Source organism: Paenirhodobacter sp. (assembly GCF_047600745.1).
Lineage (GTDB): Bacteria > Pseudomonadota > Alphaproteobacteria > Rhodobacterales > Rhodobacteraceae > Rhodobacter.
On sequence record NZ_JASGKI010000001.1, the window covers coordinates 334,753 to 350,012 of the forward strand.

A 15,260-nucleotide genomic window follows, 5' to 3' on the forward strand; every position below is an offset into this window, starting at 1 on the left:
CTTTATCTCAGGGTCTTCTGAAAGCCGCGCCACTGCAATGCCCGAACCGTTGCGAACGCCATGTTACAGGGTTCTCAGGGCCGCAACGCTATCTGTGCGCACCACTCCACCGGGAACCGCTCCAGCGCCCGCGCCAGCGTAACCTCCGGCCCCTGCTTCCCGTCCAGGATCGACTCAACTATGGCGGGCGCAAGCAGGGTCAGGCGCATGACGCGGGTCATGTAGGACGGTACGATCCCCTCCCTCTCGGCCAGTTCGGCGATGGTGGCGAACTCGCCCGAGTCCAGCATGCGCTTCCAGCGGAAGGCGCGTGCAAGCGCCTTGACCAGCGTATTGTCGGCCTTGCACTGCTGAGGCACGCCCTCCGGCAGTTGCATCTCCTTGCGCCCGCTGCGCTTCACGAGACGGAACGGGACATGGATGGTCACGGTGTCGGGGATCAGCGTGGCGCGCGTCATGCGGCTGCTCCCATGTCGGTGGTGATTTCGCGCGCGAGCCCGGCCGCCCGTCCATGCGCAGCCGCACGTTCAGGCCCTCGGTGCCGATCTCGACGCGCTCGACCAGCAGGGTCACGATGCGGGCCTGTTCGGCGGGAACAGTTCGTCCCACAGTGGATCCAGTTGCTGCAGGGCGGCCCGAGCGTCGACTGCGGTGATGTCGCCGTCCTGCATCCGCGCCGCTTTCCACGTCCCCGCCACGATCTCTGGCTGGCGGAACACGGCGCGCAGTTGGTCGATGACAGCGGCCTCGATCTCGCCTGCGGGCACGCAGCCCACGGGGCAAGAACCGGCACCGTGCTTCAGCACTGTCTGGCTGACATAGTAGCGGTAGAGCCTGTCGCCCTTGCGGATGTGCGTCGGCGAAAACGCTGCGCCATCGGGGCCGAACAGCAGCCCCTTCAGCAGCGCCGGTGTTTCAGCGCGGGTGCGGGCGGCGCGCTTGCGCGGGCTTTCCTGCAGGATGGCGTGGGCGCGACCCCACGTTTCGCCGTCGATGATGGCGTCGTGCTCGCCGGGATAGCTCTCGCCCTTGTGGACCGCCTCGCCGATATAGGCGCGGTTGTTGAGCATCCGGTAGAGGTACTTCTTGTCGATCCGGTTGCCGCGCTGCGTGCGGATGCCGCGCGTGCCGACCTCGCGCGCGAGTTCCGTGCAGGACCCAATCTCGAGGAAGCGGGCGAAGATCCAGTGCACATCCGCGGCGGCGGTTTCGTCGACCACCAGCTTCCTGTTCTCCACCCGGTAGCCGTAGGGCGGCACCCCGCCCATCCACATGCCCTTCTTGCGGCTGGCGGCGACCTTGTCGCGGATGCGCTCGGCCGTCACCTCGCGTTCGAACTGGGCGAAGGACAGCAGGATGTTCAGCGTCAGCCGCCCCATCGACGTGGTCGTGTTGAAAGACTGGGTCACCGAGACGAAGGTCACGCCGTTCCGGTCGAACACCTCGACCAGCTTGGCGAAGTCGGCGAGCGAGCGGCTTAGACGGTCGATCTTGTAGACCACCACAACATCTACCAGCCCGTCCTCGATGTCTTCCAGCAACCGCTTCAGGCCGGGGCGCTCCAGCGTGCCGCCCGAAATGCCACCGTCGTCATACTGATCGCGGACCAGTACCCAGCCCTCGGACCGCTGGCTGGCGATGTAGGCTTCGCATGCCTCCCGCTGGGCGTGGAGGCTGTTGAACTCCTGCTCCAACCCTTCCTCGGAAGATTTCCGGGTGTAGACAGCACAGCGCGCCTTGCGGACGACCTTCGACTTTTCTGGCGGCTTCGTCATGTCCGGCCCCTGTGGTTCCTGAGGCCGAAGAACACCCAGCCGTTCCAGCGGGTGCCGGTGATGGCGCGCGCGATGGCGGACAGCGACTTGTACGGCCGCCCCTGCCATTCGAACCCGTCGGCGGTGACGGTGACGATCTGTTCGACGCCCTGCCACTCGCGCAGCAGCCGCGTGCCCGTGATCGGGCGGTCGCGGTCGGCGCGGATGCCGCGCTTCGCCCGGTCGCCGCCATCCAGTTCCTCGCCCAGCCGTTCCAGCCGCCGGATCGTCTCCGGCTTCAGCCCGCCATAGGCGAGTTCCTGAATGCGATAGGCCAGACGGGATTCAAGGTAGCGCCGGTTGAACGGCGGCGGCTCACTGTCGAACAACTCGCGCCACTGCTGCTTCAGCTCGGGCGTCGGCGTGGTCTTCAGCGCGGCGAGGCGTGCGGGGATGGGATCGGGCTTGTTCATGCATTTCTCCGGTGAGTTGGAGTTGCATGACGGCATTGGTCGGGCGGATAGTGTAGGCAATGTTCTCCAATTACGTCAGATACTTCGCCTTCATCCCACATCTGCAACCGAACCAGCGCGAGCGCCAGCAGACCGCACAACTCGGCGCGGCGCTCTGCGGGCGTCATCAGGTCGGGTGAGAGCGGGTTGGGGCGTTTCATGAAGGGCAATTTCCGTGCTGACCTGCCCTGTCTCTACTCACCCGGTTCGTGGATCGTCCCACGATGGCGGACTGCGACAATGTGCGCCGATGGGACTCAACTCACGGTTGTTTGATCGGCTAGAACATAATAAGAACATGCCGGTCGTTTGCAAGGTATTCCCGTGGGTTCCGATCTCAAGAAATTCGTCAATCCGAAGTTTCTGAAAACCGTCGATCCGGAGCTGATGCGGGCCCTGTTCGTCCGTCATTTCGGCAAGGAGGCCAGCCCGGTCGCTTTTGACGGCGATACCGCGGAGGTCCGGGCGGCGCTCGCGAAATATTTCGAGGAGACGATCACCACCTGGAATGAGGGGCTGGTGGCCGATCTGCATCGGGTGGCGGATCTCGGCAGCAACGAGGGGATGCAGATCATCCTGAACAAGGCGCGGCGGCAGGGCGTGGTGCTTTATCCAGATCCGGACCCGGACGAGGACAATCCGGCCCCCGCGAAGCACGACCCGAAGCATGTCGCGCTGCACACCTATCTGCATCACCATCGCGTCTTCGAGGCTGCGGCGGATTTTCAGGCGCTGCGCGCGCCGACAGCGCTGGCCGAGTTCCGCGGTCCCGATCGCGATGTCGGCGCCGATCTGACCAAGGGAATGACGGCGGCGTTCAAGGGCGCGGCGATGAAGCTCTTCGCCCGCGACCTTCAGGGCGAGTACTGCCGCCTCGGGCCCTACGAGGAGGATGGCGAGATCAACCTCGTGGTCAGCCACGGCGCGCCGGTCGCGGCGACCCCGGTGGTGGACGGCGATCGCGAGCGGATCATCCCGCTGCGCGCTGTGAAATACGCCACGCTGCGTTACTCCCCGGCCGAAGCGCGGCTGTTCATCGGCGGGGTCGTGAAGGCTCAGCAGGCCGATCTCGCCGAGATCTTTGCCAACCACGTGCTCGGCCGCCCGGGTTTCTTCTCGGGCAAGGACGCACGCGACCTCTACACGCTGGACCCGATCAGCGACGCGGGCCCGGATTTCGCCTTCGACCATCGCTACGACGAGCGCATCCTCGAAGTGCGGATTGTGGCTGCAGCCGCCGACCACTTCGAATGGGATGATGAGGAGGCGAAGTGGCGCTACGTCCGGACATGGGAGTCGAAGGATGCGGCGGGTGCCCTGCGGCACTTCCGGGGCAGTGAGGTCCAATTCGGCAAGGGCTGGCGCCTCGGCGAGATTACCTTCAGGGCGTTCTTCAATACCACTTCGAAGCGGCCGGCGCGGGTCACCGTGAAGATGAAACCGCCTGGAACACTCGCCTTCCGCCGGACCCGGTTCGAGAAGGCGATTCATACGCTGATCGCGCGCAACGGGCTGGAGAAGGACCGCGATGCTGGCGCGGTTGTGGAAGCGGCTGAGTGACGGCGGCTCGCAGGTCACGATCTCGGGCCGGGCGCTGCGCCGATTTCCAGAGCGTGAGGTCGACGGCCTGCTGCGGGCGCGGGTGCTGATAGAACAGTGGAAGGCAGACAGCTGGTCGGTCTGCCCGCATTGTACCTGCGGCCTCGATGCCCGCCCGATCCGGCAGGTCGGTGGCGAACTGCACGCCTGCTGTCCGCATGACGCCGCCGAGGATCTGGTGCTCGATGAGCAGGACATATCGCGATTCAGCGTCAATCCCGAACGCCTGGCGGCACAAATCGGGGCAAGCGGTGATATCGCTGGCGCGACCGTCCGGATCACCGAAGGCATCTGGCTGTTGGGAAATACCTCTTCCGGCCATGCCGTCGCCCTCTGCCGCGACCCCGACGATCTATGTGCGCCGGGCACCATTCTGGTGATCAAGGCCACCGCCAGACCGTATCCGCTTGTCCTGATCGCCCGTGCGTTCTCGACCGCAGTCTCCATGCGGTTGCGGGAAGCAGGGATCGAAGTCCCGCCAGCTTGGCGACGTTTTTCAGGCGACGCCCGACAGCAGGGGGCCCCTCGTTTTGAACATGGCTTCGACGCCGGCGATGGTGCCGCGTCTCGTTCTTGACCGGTCGGCGCAATCGGCGACTCTCGACGGAATCCGGCTCGATCTGCCGATGCAGATGTTCGCGCTGTTTCGCCTGCTGACCGAGCAGGCCGTCCAGCGCGATCCGCTCTTGAAAAAGCAGGAAATCGAGGCGCAGACGGGCCGGCCCGCCAATGAAATCGTCCGCGACCTGCGCAAGGCACTGGTCTCCGGCGGGTTGCCCGACGCGCAGGCGAAAGCGCTGATCGCAACGGTTCGAGCACGTGGCTATCGACTTGGCCTCGAGCCGACAGAGGTCTCGGTCGAGGGCTGACGCCCGCAGCACACACAATCCGCACACAACAACCACACGCCAAACACACCGGCGTCGGCGGTCCATCCGGCAGTTTCGGAACAACAGCAATGATGTTCCGAGGCTCCACGACATGCATCCCCCGATTACCCCCGCCGACCTTGCCACGCTGATCGACGAGGCTGCGATTGCCGCGCGCCGCCTGCATCGCAAGCTGCTCCTGCCCGCCGCCGATCTCGACGATCTCCGCCAGGACCTGCTGGTCGATCTGATCTGCCGTCTGCCCAGCTTCGACGCCCGGCGCGGCGGCGTCGGCGCCTTCGCCAACATCGTTCTGCGCAACCAATCCTCGCGGATCACGATGCGCCATCACCGTCGGCGGCGGGCGCAGGGCGGGACGGTACTGTCGCTCGATGCGCCCGTTGCCGGCGGGATCGAGCCGCTGGGCTGCCTGCTGGCGGAAGCCGAAGGACTGGCCGCATGGCACGGTCAGGACCGGTGCGCGACCGAGGGTGGGGAGCTTCGTCACGACCTCGCCCGTGTGCTGGGCGATCTGCCCGAGGATGCCCACGAACTCTGCGCGGCGCTCGGCACCTGCGCCATCGCCGAGATCGTCGGCCGAACCGGCATCTCCCGCTCCGCCCTTTACCGCCACATCGCCCGGCTGCGGCTCGACCTCGCGATGCGCGGGCTCGGGGCGCGGTGGGACGGTTCGCGCGCCGCGTGAGTAGAGGCGAAAGGAGGAGACCATGTTCATGCCCGCCACCGCATTCACCTCGATCCGGCCCCGGCCACTTACCGATATCGAGTTTTGCGCCTGGATCGGCCAGGCCGTGCCCGGTGATCGGCTGGAATACCATCGCGGCTTTCTCGGCATCGACACCACGGCGATGATCTCGACCCTGCCGGAACCCGAGCGCCGCCTTGGGGCGCTGGCCAGTGCCGCCTACCGCGCCTTCGACGCCGCATTGATCCATCTGGTGCAGATCCGCGTCGGCCCCGACCGCTTCGCCTATCTCGCCATCGCGCGGACCAAGCCGCGCAATGCGCCGATCTCGTTCACTCAACTCATCGCCACCGAGGAGGCCGCCTGATGCGCGCCACGCTTGCCTGGATCGGGGATCGGCTTCCGCCGTCCCTCTACTTCCTTCTGGCCGGAAGTTCGGCCGAACCCCAGACCGGAGATCCCGTCATGACCGAACTTCCCGGCCCTCTCGCGCGCCTGCGCCAGTCCTTCCACAGCTTCGAATGCCTGCCGGAGGTGATTCCCGCCGCGTGGCGGCCCGGCAATACCACCGAGCCGCTGCCATTCGAGGCTGCGAGCGTTGATGATATCGCGATAGCAATCGTCGCCGCGAATGCCGAACTCTCGGCGGCCATCCAGCGGTCCTCGGCGCTGGAGAAACTGCACCGTCTGGCCCGCGAAGCCGGGGCGGTCGGGACGGACCGCGCCGTGGATGCGGCGCTGACGCGGGAGGGGCACTGATGGCCATGCCGTTCGTCACCACCGATGTTCCGGCCGGACCGCAACTCGGCAATGCGCCCCGCTTCGACGACCTCAAGGGCCTCGCCATCGGCGATATCGCCGCCCTGCCGCCGGACATGTTGCTGACCCTGCAGGAGGCGGCATTGGCGGAGACCGCGCGCGTGAAGCGGCTACGCGACCGGCTGGAGGCCGGCATCGGCCAGCGTTACGAGGCAGCCGCCGCGACCGCACGCGCCGCGCAGGGCAAGACCTCGGGCACTGTACGGATCGAGGACGACGGCATCACCGTCATCGCCGATCTGCCGAAGAAGGTGTCCTGGGATCAGGACCGGCTCGCCGCCATGGCCGCGCGCATCGCTGCGTCCGGCGATGATCCGACCGAATATCTCGAGATCGCCTATCGCGTGTCCGAGCGTCGGTTCGGTGCCTGGCCCGAGGCGATGCGGGAGGGCTTCGCGAGCGCGCGCAGCGAGACCACCGGCAAACCCGTGTTCCGGCTCGAGACCCGAGACCGGTAACGCGCGGCGGCGGGACGCCCGAGCGGCAAAGCCGGGCAGGCTCCCCTTCGGCACCCGGTCACCCCCGCCGCCGCGCAGCTTCACAACCCATTCGGAGAACCCCATGGCCTTCCGCATCATCACCGCCGACGAGCGTCTCTCCTCGGCCGAGAACAAGACCTCGCTGGCGATTTTCGGCCCACCCGGCGTCGGCAAGACCACGCTGCTGAAATCGCTGCCGGCCGAGGAAACCGTCTGCCTCGACCTCGAAGCCGGGATGAAATCGGTGCAGGACTGGCGCGGGGCGTCGATCCCGGTGCGCAGCTTCAGCGATTTCCGCGATCTGGCGGTGCTGATCGGCGGGCCGGACCCGGCGCAGCATCCGCAGTCCTGGTACGGCACCGAACGGCACGCCTGGCTGCAGGCTCAGCACCGCGACAGCGGCATCGAGGCATTCCTTGCGTCGAAGCGCATCGTCTTCGTCGACTCGATCACCGATCTGACCCGGCAGGCGATGGCCTATGCCCGCCAGCAGCCCGAAGCGTTTTCAGCCCGGACCGGCAAGCCGGATGTCCGCGGTGCCTACGGGCTTCTGGGGCGCGAGGTGATCCAGGCGCTGAAACACCTCCAGCATGCGCGCGGCAAGACCGTGATCTTCGTCGGCGTGCTGGAAAAAGGTCGCGGAGGAGTTCGGCACGGTCACCTGGCAGCCGCAGATGGAGGGCTCAAAGGCCGGCCGCGAACTGCCCGGCATCGTCGATCAGGTGGTCTCGATGCAGCTTTTCGCCCGCGATGCTGAAGGTGGCTGGCTGCTGGACGAGACCGCCGCCGAGCGCCGCCTCGTCTGCAAGTCCGGCAACCCCTGGGGCCTTCCGGCCAAGGACCGCTCCGGCCGGCTCGACATGACCGAACCGCCCGATCTTGGCGCACTGCTCGCCCGGATCGACGACCGCACAGCCCTCCAACCCGAACTCGCCTCCTGATCACAAAAAGGAAACTGACATGAGCTACGATCTGAACGACGCCCAGCCGCAGATGGCCCCATCGGCGAGCTGATCCCCGACGGCACCTTTGCCAAGGTGCGGCTGACCATCCGCCCCGGTGGCGTGAACGGCGCGGCCCCGATGGATGCGGGGGTTCTGAAGGCCTCGCAATCCAGCGACGCGAAGATGCTCGATTGCGAGTTCACCGTGGTCGATGGCCCGCACGCCCGGCGCAAGTTCTGGCAGAGCTTCACCGTGGCCGGCGGCAAGGTTGACGAGAAAGGCCAGTCCATCGGCTGGAAGATCTCGAAGTCCACCTTTCGCGCCATGGTCGACAGCGCTCTCGGGCTCGATCCCAGGGACGAAAGCCCTGCCGCCAAGGCCAAGCGGGTGCTGCCCGGGCTCAAGCATCTCGACGGCATCACCTTTGCCGCCCGGATCATGGTGGAGCCCGCCTCCAACCCGCAATACCGCGACCAGAACCGGATCGCCAACGTCGTTCTGCCCGACGATGCGAGCCATGCCGCGATCATGCGTGGCGAAACCGTTCCGCCCGAGCCCGTCAACGCCCCGCCGCGCAAGGCCGCGAGCGTCGCGGCGCCGGGCTGGCAGGCACCGACGCCGGCATGGGGCTCAGCGCAGCCGTCGCCCGCGGCCCCGAACTGGGGCGCGCCGGCCGCCCCCGCGACTCCGGCAGCCTCGGCCCCGGCACAGGCGCCGACACCCGCGCCGCAGCAACCCACCGCTGCCGCTACGGGCGCACCCGCGATGCCCGCCTGGCTCAATGGCTGAGGCGCAACCCGCACGGCAGGCGCGGGGGCCCAAGACGCAGCGCCGCCCGCCCAGCGAGGCAGACCAGTGGCAGGCGCATGTGACGCGCGAGGCCGCGCTGGAGATCGGAAAATGGCTCGAGGCCCGAGGAAGACTGCACCAACCCGTCGCAAGCCTCAGCCTCGGCGACCTCGAGGCCATGGCCAGCAACGCGATCTCGCGCTGGATCGTGCTGCAGTCGGAGCGCCTTCACCGGGAAGATTGGCCGCAAGAGGACCCGATCGCGACGCTCTTGCTCGGGTGACGATCTGCGCCGTCTGCGCGCGGGAAGCCCGGGGCTTCGGCTACGTCCACCGCCTTCAGCACGACCGGTATCCCTATCACCGCTTCTGCTCGCGCCGTTGTCAGGACGCGGGCAGCGCAATCGCCCAAAGGATGAACGGCATGATCGACAAGACCGCCCGCGAGGCACAGGCAATCCGCGATGCGCGGGTGCTCTTTGCCGAAACTCTGACCGACCTGGGGCTGATGGCCCCCTTCTTCGACCGCAGCGCCACCGACATCGACCGGCTGATCGAGGCGGCGGTCACCGGCTACATCGACAGCATGCAGGACCAGGCCGCGCGCAAGGAACGCACCGGCACCGTCCTCGACGACGAGATTCCATTCTGAGGGGCCGCCATGATCGATCTCAACCACGGATCTGGCTGCATCTATGGCACCGGCGCGCCGCGCCCGCCAATCGCGGAAGCCGTGTCCGCCGCCATCGACACCGCTCTTACCGCACGCAATCGCGCTGAACGGCCGCGTACCTATGTCAGTTCCTCGGGCCTCGGACGCGACTGCCTGCGCCAGATCCAGTACGACTTTCTGGCCGTCCCCAAGGACGATGGCCAGGGGCTCGCCCCGAAGACCCTGCGCATTTTCGAGGCCGGGCACCGGGCCGAGGATATCGTCGCGGGCTGGTTCCGGATCGCGGGGTTCGATCTGCGCACCGAACGCCCCGATGGCCGCCAGTTCGGATTCGAGGCGCTGTCCGGCCGGTTCAAGGGCTATATCGACGGCTGCTTCGTCTCGGGGCCCGTGGCCATGGATTATCCGGCCCTCTGGGAGAACAAGGCACTCGAGGCATCGAGCTGGAAGGACGTGGTCAAGTGCGGCGTCAGCATTGCACGCCCCGTCTATGCCGCCCAGATCGCGCTCTATCAGGCCTATCTGGACCTGCCCAACCCGGCGCTCTTCACCGCGCTGAACCGCGACACGATGGAACTGCACAGCGAACTCGCGCTCTTCGACGCCCGGCTGGCGCAGGAGATGTCCGATCGCGCCGTCATGGTCGTGCAGGCCTCCGAGGCCGGCGAGTGGCTGCCGCGCGCGGCAACCGGGCCCACGGCCGTCCTCTGCCGCGGCGGCATGGCGGCGGGCAAGTGGCACGCGCCCTGTGCATGGGCCAGCAGGTGCTGGGGTGAGCGGCCATGATCCCCGATGCTTACGCCCTCAAGCGGATCATCCGCGCGCATCGCGCCCGGTTCTGGGCCGCCGACCAGCTGGACGGCTTCGAGTTCGCACCGGTCTGGCGCTTCGAGGATCAGGAACGGTTCGATGCCGATGACGTCGACGCGCTGGCCCGTCGCCTCGCGGCCGGTCCGCAGCGGCTGCCGCATCCGCAGACGATCTTCGAGTTGCGTGATCGCAGTCCCGACCTGCGCTACCAGATCGTCCATGCCCGCCAACGGCCCGACGGCATCGACGCGGTCTGGCTGGCGCTGTGGCGCAATCCGCGTCGCTGGACCGATGTGCATGTCCGGTTTCGGATCGCCGATGGCGGCATCGCCGAGTTCGAAACCAACCCGGCCATTCCGGACCCCGCCTTCGCCGGGCAATGCGGTGAGGCGGCCGCCGCGATCGTCTGGCGCGCGCTGGCGATCCTCGCCACCTCGGCCGAGGTCAGCGAACGCCGGATCGCCCGGCCCCAGCGCAGGTCGTTCGCCCGCGACGGCGTGCGTGGCTGGGTCTGGCATCATGTCGCCATCGACCCCGAACGGATGCGCAGCGCCTCGGCCGATCCGGGCGGCAGCCATGCCAGCCCCCGCTGGCATCTGCGGCGCGGGCATTGGCGTCAGCTGGCCGACGGTCGGCGCGTCTTCGTGCGGCAATGCGAAGTCGGCGATCCCCCGCGCGGCGGGGTGGTCAAGGATTATGCTGTGGGAGCCCATGCCGAATGACCACCTTCACCCCATCGTAGCGCGAAGGAAGGCTCCTGCGTGCCGGGCGTCGTCACCGCGACCTTCACCGGCAAGGCCGCGCTGGTACTGACCCGCAAGGGCACGCCCGCGCGCACCATCCACAGCCTGATCTATTCGGTGATCGAATCGACCGAGGAGGAGATCGTCGCGGCGGCGGTCAAGGTGCAGGAGGCCGAGGCCGCCGCCCGCAGGCTGACCGGCTTCGACAGGACCGCCGCCGAGGCGGGGATCGAGGCGATGCGCCAGGCGCTTTCCGCCATGAAACATCCCCGCTTCGCCCTCAACCCGCAGAGCGACGCGGCGGATGCCAGGCTCATCGTGCTGGACGAGGTGTCGATGGTGGGCGAGGAGATGGCACGCGATCTCATGAGCTTTGGCAAGCCGATCCTGGTGCTGGGCGACCCCGGCGAGCTGCCGCCGATCAAGGGCGAAGGCGCCTTCACCCGCGATGCGCCCGACGTGATGCTGACCGAAATCCACAGGCAGGCGGCCGAGAGTGCGATCATCCGCCTCGCCACCATGGCGCGGATGGGCGAGCCCATCGGTTTGGGCACCTACGACGCCCATGTCGCCAAGCTGCGCAAGGGCGACATCACGCTGGATCAGGCGCTGCGCGGCGGGCAGCTGATCTGCGGGCTGAACGCGACGCGGCTGCAGATCGACAACGCCATGCGCGCCGCCGCGGGGCTGGGTGGGACGTATCTGCCCACGGGCGCGGCCGAGAAGATCATCTGCCTGAAGAACGAAAATGCCCATGGCCTGATCAACGGCATGTTCCTGACCCTCGAGGATATCGTCGATGAGGGCAGCCTCTACTTCTCGGCCGTGGTCCATGACGAGGACGGACGGCGCGTCGGCCCGCTCGATCGCGATGGTCGCCCGGGTCGGTTGCGCATCTACAAGGGGCATTTCGAGGATCACATCGCCTATGACGGCAAGCGCCATGACCGCGACTGGAAGGAGAAGCGCAAGCTGACCGAGGCCACCTTCGGCTGGGCGATCACCGCCCACAAGGCGCAGGGTTCGCAATGGGAGAATGTCATCGTCTGGGACGACGGGCTTGATCGCAGCGACCTCGACCGCCGTCGCTGGTTCTACACCGCGATCACCCGGGCCGAGCGCGGCCTCGTGCTGCTGGCCTGACGGGGTTGCGATGATCGACCTGAACGATGTCGGCACATCCTCGCCCCGCCATGATCTGGCGGCGGTGCGCGATCGGCTCGCTGTCACGGCCGCCGACTGGCTGCCGGGGATGTTACCCGAGGCGCAGCTTGCCCACGACCGGCGCGCGCTGCGCTGTGCCGATCTGTCGGGTCGCCCGCCGCGCAAGGAGGGGTCCTGCACCATCCATCTCGACGGGCCCTATGCCGGCTTGGGTTTCGATTATGCCACCGGCGAACGCGCGGGGCCGATCGACCTGATCGCGCAGGCGACCGGCCTTTCCGACAGCGCGCTGTTCGACGAGGCCGCGCGGATTGCCGGCATGGACCATCCGGCACCCCGGCCGGCTCCGCGCCCGAAGCCCGACCATTCCGCCGAGATCGCGCGGCTGGTCGCAGGCGCGTTCGCGCTAGCGGGCACGCCCGGCGAGGCCTATCTGCGCGCACGCGGGCTCAGCGACCCGGCATCGCCCGATCTGCTGTTTCATCCGGACCTGCCGGATTTCGACAGCCGTCGCGGCTGGCCGGGACTGATCGCGCTGGCGCGGTTCGCAAACGGTGATCGCGCCCCCGGCATCCACCGCACCTTTCTGCTCGACGACGGCAGCGCCAAGGCCCCTATGGGCAAGAAGATGCTGGGATCGGTCGTGGATGCCGCCGTGCGGCTGTTTGCCATGTCGGAAGATCGCCATATCGGTGTGGCCGAAGGCATCGAGACGGCGCTTGCGGCCCACGCGCTGTTCGGCACGCCAGTCTGGGCGGCGCTCTCGGCCGATGGTGTCGCTCGGTTTCAATGGCCGGAGGACATCACGCGCGTCACTATCTACGCCGATGCGGGAGATGCGGGGCGTCAGGCGGCGGCAACCCTCTCGGACCGGCTGAACCGGGCGGGTATCCCGAACGACATCGTGCTGCCGCTGCATGGCGACGATTTCAACGACGATCTGATGCGCGGGGTGCGCGCCGCAGACTACCCTATTGAGGCGGACCCCGCGCCCATTGCGGATACTGCCCAAGTTCCGATCGTCTCTACCGGGAACGATGCCGAGACACTGATCGCGGCAGCCGAGGCGCTGACCAACCCGCCCGACCTTGCCGCGCTCGGTCAGCTTCTGGGCCGCGCCGCGCTGGCAAAGCTGGACCCGCTGCCCGAACGCCAGATCCTCGCCCGGATCAAGTCCGCCACCGGCATCTCCATGTCGATCCTCGACAAGCAGGTGCAAAATGTCGATGTGTCTTTTGGGCTGCTTCTGGAGATCGTTTTTCGAGAGCAAGAATGCCGTCTTTTTGTGGGCCCGACGTAAAAGGTGGTGCATCGTGGTGGATAAGGTCTGACATGGCGCGGAGCGATCTTCTTGTGTCCTTGATTCGCGCGGGTGCAACCGGCGATCAGGAGATGCTGCGCTCCACCACCGAAGCGATGGTCGCGGAAGAGCGCGCCAAGAAGCATTTCATCGTGGCCGACCGCATGCAGCGAGCCTTGTCGGCTGTCCCGATCACACCTCCTGCCCTTACGGCAAGCTCGCCTCGCCTGGCGGACCCGAACGGGCGCGAGGCCATACTCGAGGTCACGCCGCAGCTCCAGCTCGACGACATCCTGCTTCCTTTGCCAGCGAAAGAAAGTGGCCGCCAGCTTCTTGAAGAGCATCGCAGAGAGGATGTTCTGCGCGCGAACGGCTATGAACCACGGCACCGGGTCTTGCTGTCGGCCCCCCCGGGCAATGGCAAGACGTCGTTCGCCGAAGCAGTCGCTGAGGGCTTGGGCCTGCCCTTCTTCGTTGTCAGATATGACGCCTTGATCGGCAGTTACCTCGGTGAGACGAACGCGCGGCTCCGCAAACTCTTTGACTATGTACGAACAACTCCAAGCGTTCTGTTCTTCGATGAGTTCGATGCCATCGGCAAGGAACGCGGCGACACACATGAAACGGGAGAGATCAAACGGGTTGTCTCTTTCCTGCTCATGCAACTCGACCAGCTTCCCAGCTACGTCATCGTGGTCGCGGCTACCAATCATGGCGAGTTGCTTGATCGCGCTGTCTGGCGCCGTTTCCAGATGCGGCTGGCATTTCCGGCTCCAAAGAAGACCGAGATTACGGTGTTTCTGGACCGGGTCATATCAGGCTGGCCAGATGCACCCAAAATGGCGCTGAGTCGACTGGCCGGCCGCCTCGGAAATGTGAGTTACGCAGAAGCTCTCGACTTCTGCCAGAATGTCAGACGACGGCAGATTCTTGGTTTAGGGGAGGTTTCGGTTGATGCGGCATTGCGCGCGGAACTGGATCTTTGGACTTCGCGCGTCACGCCAGAGTTCATAAATGCCGAGCGATCCAACAAAACCTCTCCTGAGACTGACGCCGAGAGCTGATCAGCCCCGCCCTATAGGTCGCGCCCGACCCATTCCCTCGCCAGATGCCTTTCCGCGAGACCGGCAGACGGGCGTGTTCGGCCCAAAGTTTGCGCGCCTCGCCGAAATTCTCGCGCGTGGTGATGGGGCACTTGAACTGCGCGCAGACCCTGCCGGCCTCGCCCCGGAACGGCTGTTGGTATTCGAAGTCCGCGGCGCCATCAGTTCGTTTGCCCCGTCCATCCGTCAGGTGGGCGGGCTGGAATTGGTGAATGAGGACGAACTCGACGGCGACGAGGAAGATAAGCAACCCGTCGCCTACCTTCTGGTCCCTGACATGGTGGCTTTGCGAAGTCTGGAGTCGCTGTGGCGGCGCTGGCAAGCCGGACAACTGGTCAGAGGGGAAACACCTTGGGCGACTGTGTTCGAACACCTCCGGGACCTGCGCGCGTGGGGGCCGGACGACCGCGTTCAACCATCAGATCGGGCCGTTCTCTCCGCAATCCTCGACGGCCACCGGGACAACGATCTAATCCGACTGGAGATCGAACTGGTTTTCAGGGCCAATGAGGCAGCCGCTCGGCTCAGCGAAGAGGAGACGACACAGGCGCTGACGATCCGCGGGGGTCAGGTTCTGTCTCGCTGCCGCTTACCCGATATTTCCTACCATGCACTCCTTGCCGATATCCCGGCTTGGGCCGTGCACGAAATCATCGAACGGCAGATCGAAGGGATCGCCGGCTTGGATGCCGTAATGCACATCCGTCCGCAATCCGAGGCCACGACCGTCGAGATTGGTGATCCTGAAGACAGCCCACAGGTCGGGGAGCAGATCGAAGAACTCGGTGAGCCGATCCTTGCGGTGCTCGACGGCGTCCCTGTCGGCGGCCACCGGCGCTTGGCTGCCCACATCGACCTCGACGATCCTTTCGATCTTGAGCCGGACGCCCTCGTCGCGTCCCGGGCGCATGGAACGGCGATGGCATCTCTCATCATTCACGGGGATCTCAATCGCGGGAGGCCCCACTGCCGCGAAAGATCCACATGATCCCGGTCT

Annotated in this window: 20 protein-coding genes and 1 pseudogene; 18 read left to right on the plus strand and 3 right to left on the minus strand. The window is 66.5% G+C overall.

Annotation, left to right across the window (positions count from 1 at the left end):
• Nucleotides 1-74: 74 nt before the first annotated feature.
• From QM789_RS01740 to QM789_RS01750, 3 genes and pseudogenes are all read right to left on the minus strand, one after another.
• Entirely contained in the window at nucleotides 75-458 is a 384-nt protein-coding gene (locus QM789_RS01740) for a hypothetical protein (protein ID WP_420350248.1), read from the minus strand.
• Nucleotides 455-1,775: pseudogene (locus tag QM789_RS01745) on the minus strand (recombinase family protein). Before QM789_RS01745 ends, QM789_RS01740 begins: the two are co-directional and overlap by 4 nt.
• Complete coding sequence (locus QM789_RS01750; RefSeq protein WP_420350249.1) at nucleotides 1,772-2,227, minus strand: DUF2924 domain-containing protein; 456 nt, start codon at nucleotides 2,225-2,227, stop codon at nucleotides 1,772-1,774. Before QM789_RS01750 ends, QM789_RS01745 begins: the two are co-directional and overlap by 4 nt.
• Nucleotides 2,228-2,590: 363 nt before the next feature.
• On the opposite strand from QM789_RS01750, the gene QM789_RS01755 reads away from it, so the two are divergent.
• The 18 genes from QM789_RS01755 (at nucleotide 2,591) to QM789_RS01840 (ending at nucleotide 15,251) form a co-directional block, all read left to right on the plus strand.
• Nucleotides 2,591-3,826: a hypothetical protein gene (locus QM789_RS01755; protein WP_420350250.1), complete on the plus strand. Its 1,236-nt coding sequence runs from the start codon at nucleotides 2,591-2,593 to the stop codon at nucleotides 3,824-3,826.
• Nucleotides 3,795-4,442 carry a hypothetical protein gene (locus tag QM789_RS01760; protein WP_420350251.1) on the plus strand — a complete coding sequence of 216 codons (648 nt, stop codon included), beginning with the start codon at nucleotides 3,795-3,797 and terminating at the stop codon, nucleotides 4,440-4,442. Before QM789_RS01755 ends, QM789_RS01760 begins: the two co-directional genes overlap by 32 nt.
• Entirely contained in the window at nucleotides 4,420-4,734 is a 315-nt protein-coding gene (locus tag QM789_RS01765) for a hypothetical protein (RefSeq protein WP_420350252.1), read from the plus strand. The genes QM789_RS01760 and QM789_RS01765 overlap by 23 nt, the downstream gene beginning before the upstream one ends.
• A 112-nt stretch (nucleotides 4,735-4,846) precedes the next feature.
• A complete protein-coding gene (locus QM789_RS01770) occupies nucleotides 4,847-5,440 on the plus strand; it encodes a hypothetical protein (RefSeq protein ID WP_420350253.1) in 594 nt (197 codons plus the stop codon).
• A 28-nt stretch (nucleotides 5,441-5,468) separates the two neighbouring features.
• Nucleotides 5,469-5,807 carry a hypothetical protein gene (locus tag QM789_RS01775; protein ID WP_420350254.1) on the plus strand — a complete coding sequence of 113 codons (339 nt, stop codon included), beginning with the start codon at nucleotides 5,469-5,471 and terminating at the stop codon, nucleotides 5,805-5,807.
• Nucleotides 5,807-6,199 (plus strand): hypothetical protein, encoded by a 393-nt coding sequence (locus tag QM789_RS01780; RefSeq protein WP_420350255.1) that lies wholly within the window; start codon nucleotides 5,807-5,809, stop codon nucleotides 6,197-6,199. Before QM789_RS01775 ends, QM789_RS01780 begins: the two co-directional genes overlap by 1 nt.
• Nucleotides 6,199-6,717, plus strand: coding sequence for a hypothetical protein (locus tag QM789_RS01785; protein ID WP_420350256.1), 519 nt, complete (start codon nucleotides 6,199-6,201; stop codon nucleotides 6,715-6,717). The genes QM789_RS01780 and QM789_RS01785 overlap by 1 nt, the downstream gene beginning before the upstream one ends.
• A 103-nt stretch (nucleotides 6,718-6,820) precedes the next feature.
• The gene (locus QM789_RS01790; RefSeq protein WP_420350257.1) at nucleotides 6,821-7,495 is read left to right on the plus strand and encodes an ATP-binding protein; all 675 of its coding nucleotides are present in this window, start codon (nucleotides 6,821-6,823) and stop codon (nucleotides 7,493-7,495) included.
• Nucleotides 7,470-7,679, plus strand: coding sequence for a hypothetical protein (locus QM789_RS01795; protein ID WP_420350258.1), 210 nt, complete (start codon nucleotides 7,470-7,472; stop codon nucleotides 7,677-7,679). Before QM789_RS01790 ends, QM789_RS01795 begins: the two co-directional genes overlap by 26 nt.
• A gap of 96 nt (nucleotides 7,680-7,775) precedes the next feature.
• Nucleotides 7,776-8,471 carry a hypothetical protein gene (locus tag QM789_RS01800; protein ID WP_420350259.1) on the plus strand — a complete coding sequence of 232 codons (696 nt, stop codon included), beginning with the start codon at nucleotides 7,776-7,778 and terminating at the stop codon, nucleotides 8,469-8,471.
• Nucleotides 8,464-8,754: a hypothetical protein gene (locus QM789_RS01805; RefSeq protein ID WP_420350260.1), complete on the plus strand. Its 291-nt coding sequence runs from the start codon at nucleotides 8,464-8,466 to the stop codon at nucleotides 8,752-8,754. Before QM789_RS01800 ends, QM789_RS01805 begins: the two co-directional genes overlap by 8 nt.
• 140 nt (nucleotides 8,755-8,894) lie before the next feature.
• Nucleotides 8,895-9,122: a DUF6511 domain-containing protein gene (locus QM789_RS01810; RefSeq protein WP_420350261.1), complete on the plus strand. Its 228-nt coding sequence runs from the start codon at nucleotides 8,895-8,897 to the stop codon at nucleotides 9,120-9,122.
• A gap of 9 nt (nucleotides 9,123-9,131) precedes the next feature.
• Nucleotides 9,132-9,929 carry a hypothetical protein gene (locus QM789_RS01815; protein WP_420350262.1) on the plus strand — a complete coding sequence of 266 codons (798 nt, stop codon included), beginning with the start codon at nucleotides 9,132-9,134 and terminating at the stop codon, nucleotides 9,927-9,929.
• Nucleotides 9,926-10,675, plus strand: coding sequence for a hypothetical protein (locus tag QM789_RS01820; protein WP_420350263.1), 750 nt, complete (start codon nucleotides 9,926-9,928; stop codon nucleotides 10,673-10,675). Before QM789_RS01815 ends, QM789_RS01820 begins: the two co-directional genes overlap by 4 nt.
• Before the next feature lie 39 nt (nucleotides 10,676-10,714).
• A complete protein-coding gene (locus QM789_RS01825) occupies nucleotides 10,715-11,839 on the plus strand; it encodes an ATP-dependent DNA helicase (protein ID WP_420350264.1) in 1,125 nt (374 codons plus the stop codon).
• Nucleotides 11,840-11,849: 10 nt separating this feature from the next.
• Nucleotides 11,850-13,160, plus strand: coding sequence for a toprim domain-containing protein (locus tag QM789_RS01830; RefSeq protein WP_420350265.1), 1,311 nt, complete (start codon nucleotides 11,850-11,852; stop codon nucleotides 13,158-13,160).
• A 32-nt stretch (nucleotides 13,161-13,192) separates the two neighbouring features.
• Nucleotides 13,193-14,224, plus strand: a complete 1,032-nt coding sequence (locus QM789_RS01835) for an AAA family ATPase (protein ID WP_420350266.1) — start codon at nucleotides 13,193-13,195, stop codon at nucleotides 14,222-14,224.
• 73 nt (nucleotides 14,225-14,297) lie between these two features.
• The gene (locus tag QM789_RS01840) at nucleotides 14,298-15,251 is read left to right on the plus strand and encodes a hypothetical protein (RefSeq protein WP_420350267.1); all 954 of its coding nucleotides are present in this window, start codon (nucleotides 14,298-14,300) and stop codon (nucleotides 15,249-15,251) included.
• Nucleotides 15,252-15,260 lie beyond the last annotated feature (9 nt).

Coding starts and splice junctions, on each gene's coding strand:
- QM789_RS01740 (WP_420350248.1), bottom strand. CDS start 458: ATGACGCGCGCCACGCTGATCCCCGACACCGTGACCATCCATGTCCCG.
- QM789_RS01750 (WP_420350249.1), bottom strand. CDS start 2,227: ATGAACAAGCCCGATCCCATCCCCGCACGCCTCGCCGCGCTGAAGACC.
- QM789_RS01760 (WP_420350251.1), top strand. CDS start 3,795: ATGCTGGCGCGGTTGTGGAAGCGGCTGAGTGACGGCGGCTCGCAGGTC.
- QM789_RS01765 (WP_420350252.1), top strand. CDS start 4,420: ATGGTGCCGCGTCTCGTTCTTGACCGGTCGGCGCAATCGGCGACTCTC.
- QM789_RS01770 (WP_420350253.1), top strand. CDS start 4,847: ATGCATCCCCCGATTACCCCCGCCGACCTTGCCACGCTGATCGACGAG.
- QM789_RS01775 (WP_420350254.1), top strand. CDS start 5,469: ATGCCCGCCACCGCATTCACCTCGATCCGGCCCCGGCCACTTACCGAT.
- QM789_RS01780 (WP_420350255.1), top strand. CDS start 5,807: ATGCGCGCCACGCTTGCCTGGATCGGGGATCGGCTTCCGCCGTCCCTC.
- QM789_RS01785 (WP_420350256.1), top strand. CDS start 6,199: ATGGCCATGCCGTTCGTCACCACCGATGTTCCGGCCGGACCGCAACTC.
- QM789_RS01790 (WP_420350257.1), top strand. CDS start 6,821: ATGGCCTTCCGCATCATCACCGCCGACGAGCGTCTCTCCTCGGCCGAG.
- QM789_RS01795 (WP_420350258.1), top strand. CDS start 7,470: ATGCAGCTTTTCGCCCGCGATGCTGAAGGTGGCTGGCTGCTGGACGAG.
- QM789_RS01805 (WP_420350260.1), top strand. CDS start 8,464: ATGGCTGAGGCGCAACCCGCACGGCAGGCGCGGGGGCCCAAGACGCAG.
- QM789_RS01810 (WP_420350261.1), top strand. CDS start 8,895: ATGATCGACAAGACCGCCCGCGAGGCACAGGCAATCCGCGATGCGCGG.
- QM789_RS01815 (WP_420350262.1), top strand. CDS start 9,132: ATGATCGATCTCAACCACGGATCTGGCTGCATCTATGGCACCGGCGCG.
- QM789_RS01820 (WP_420350263.1), top strand. CDS start 9,926: ATGATCCCCGATGCTTACGCCCTCAAGCGGATCATCCGCGCGCATCGC.
- QM789_RS01830 (WP_420350265.1), top strand. CDS start 11,850: ATGATCGACCTGAACGATGTCGGCACATCCTCGCCCCGCCATGATCTG.
- QM789_RS01835 (WP_420350266.1), top strand. CDS start 13,193: ATGGCGCGGAGCGATCTTCTTGTGTCCTTGATTCGCGCGGGTGCAACC.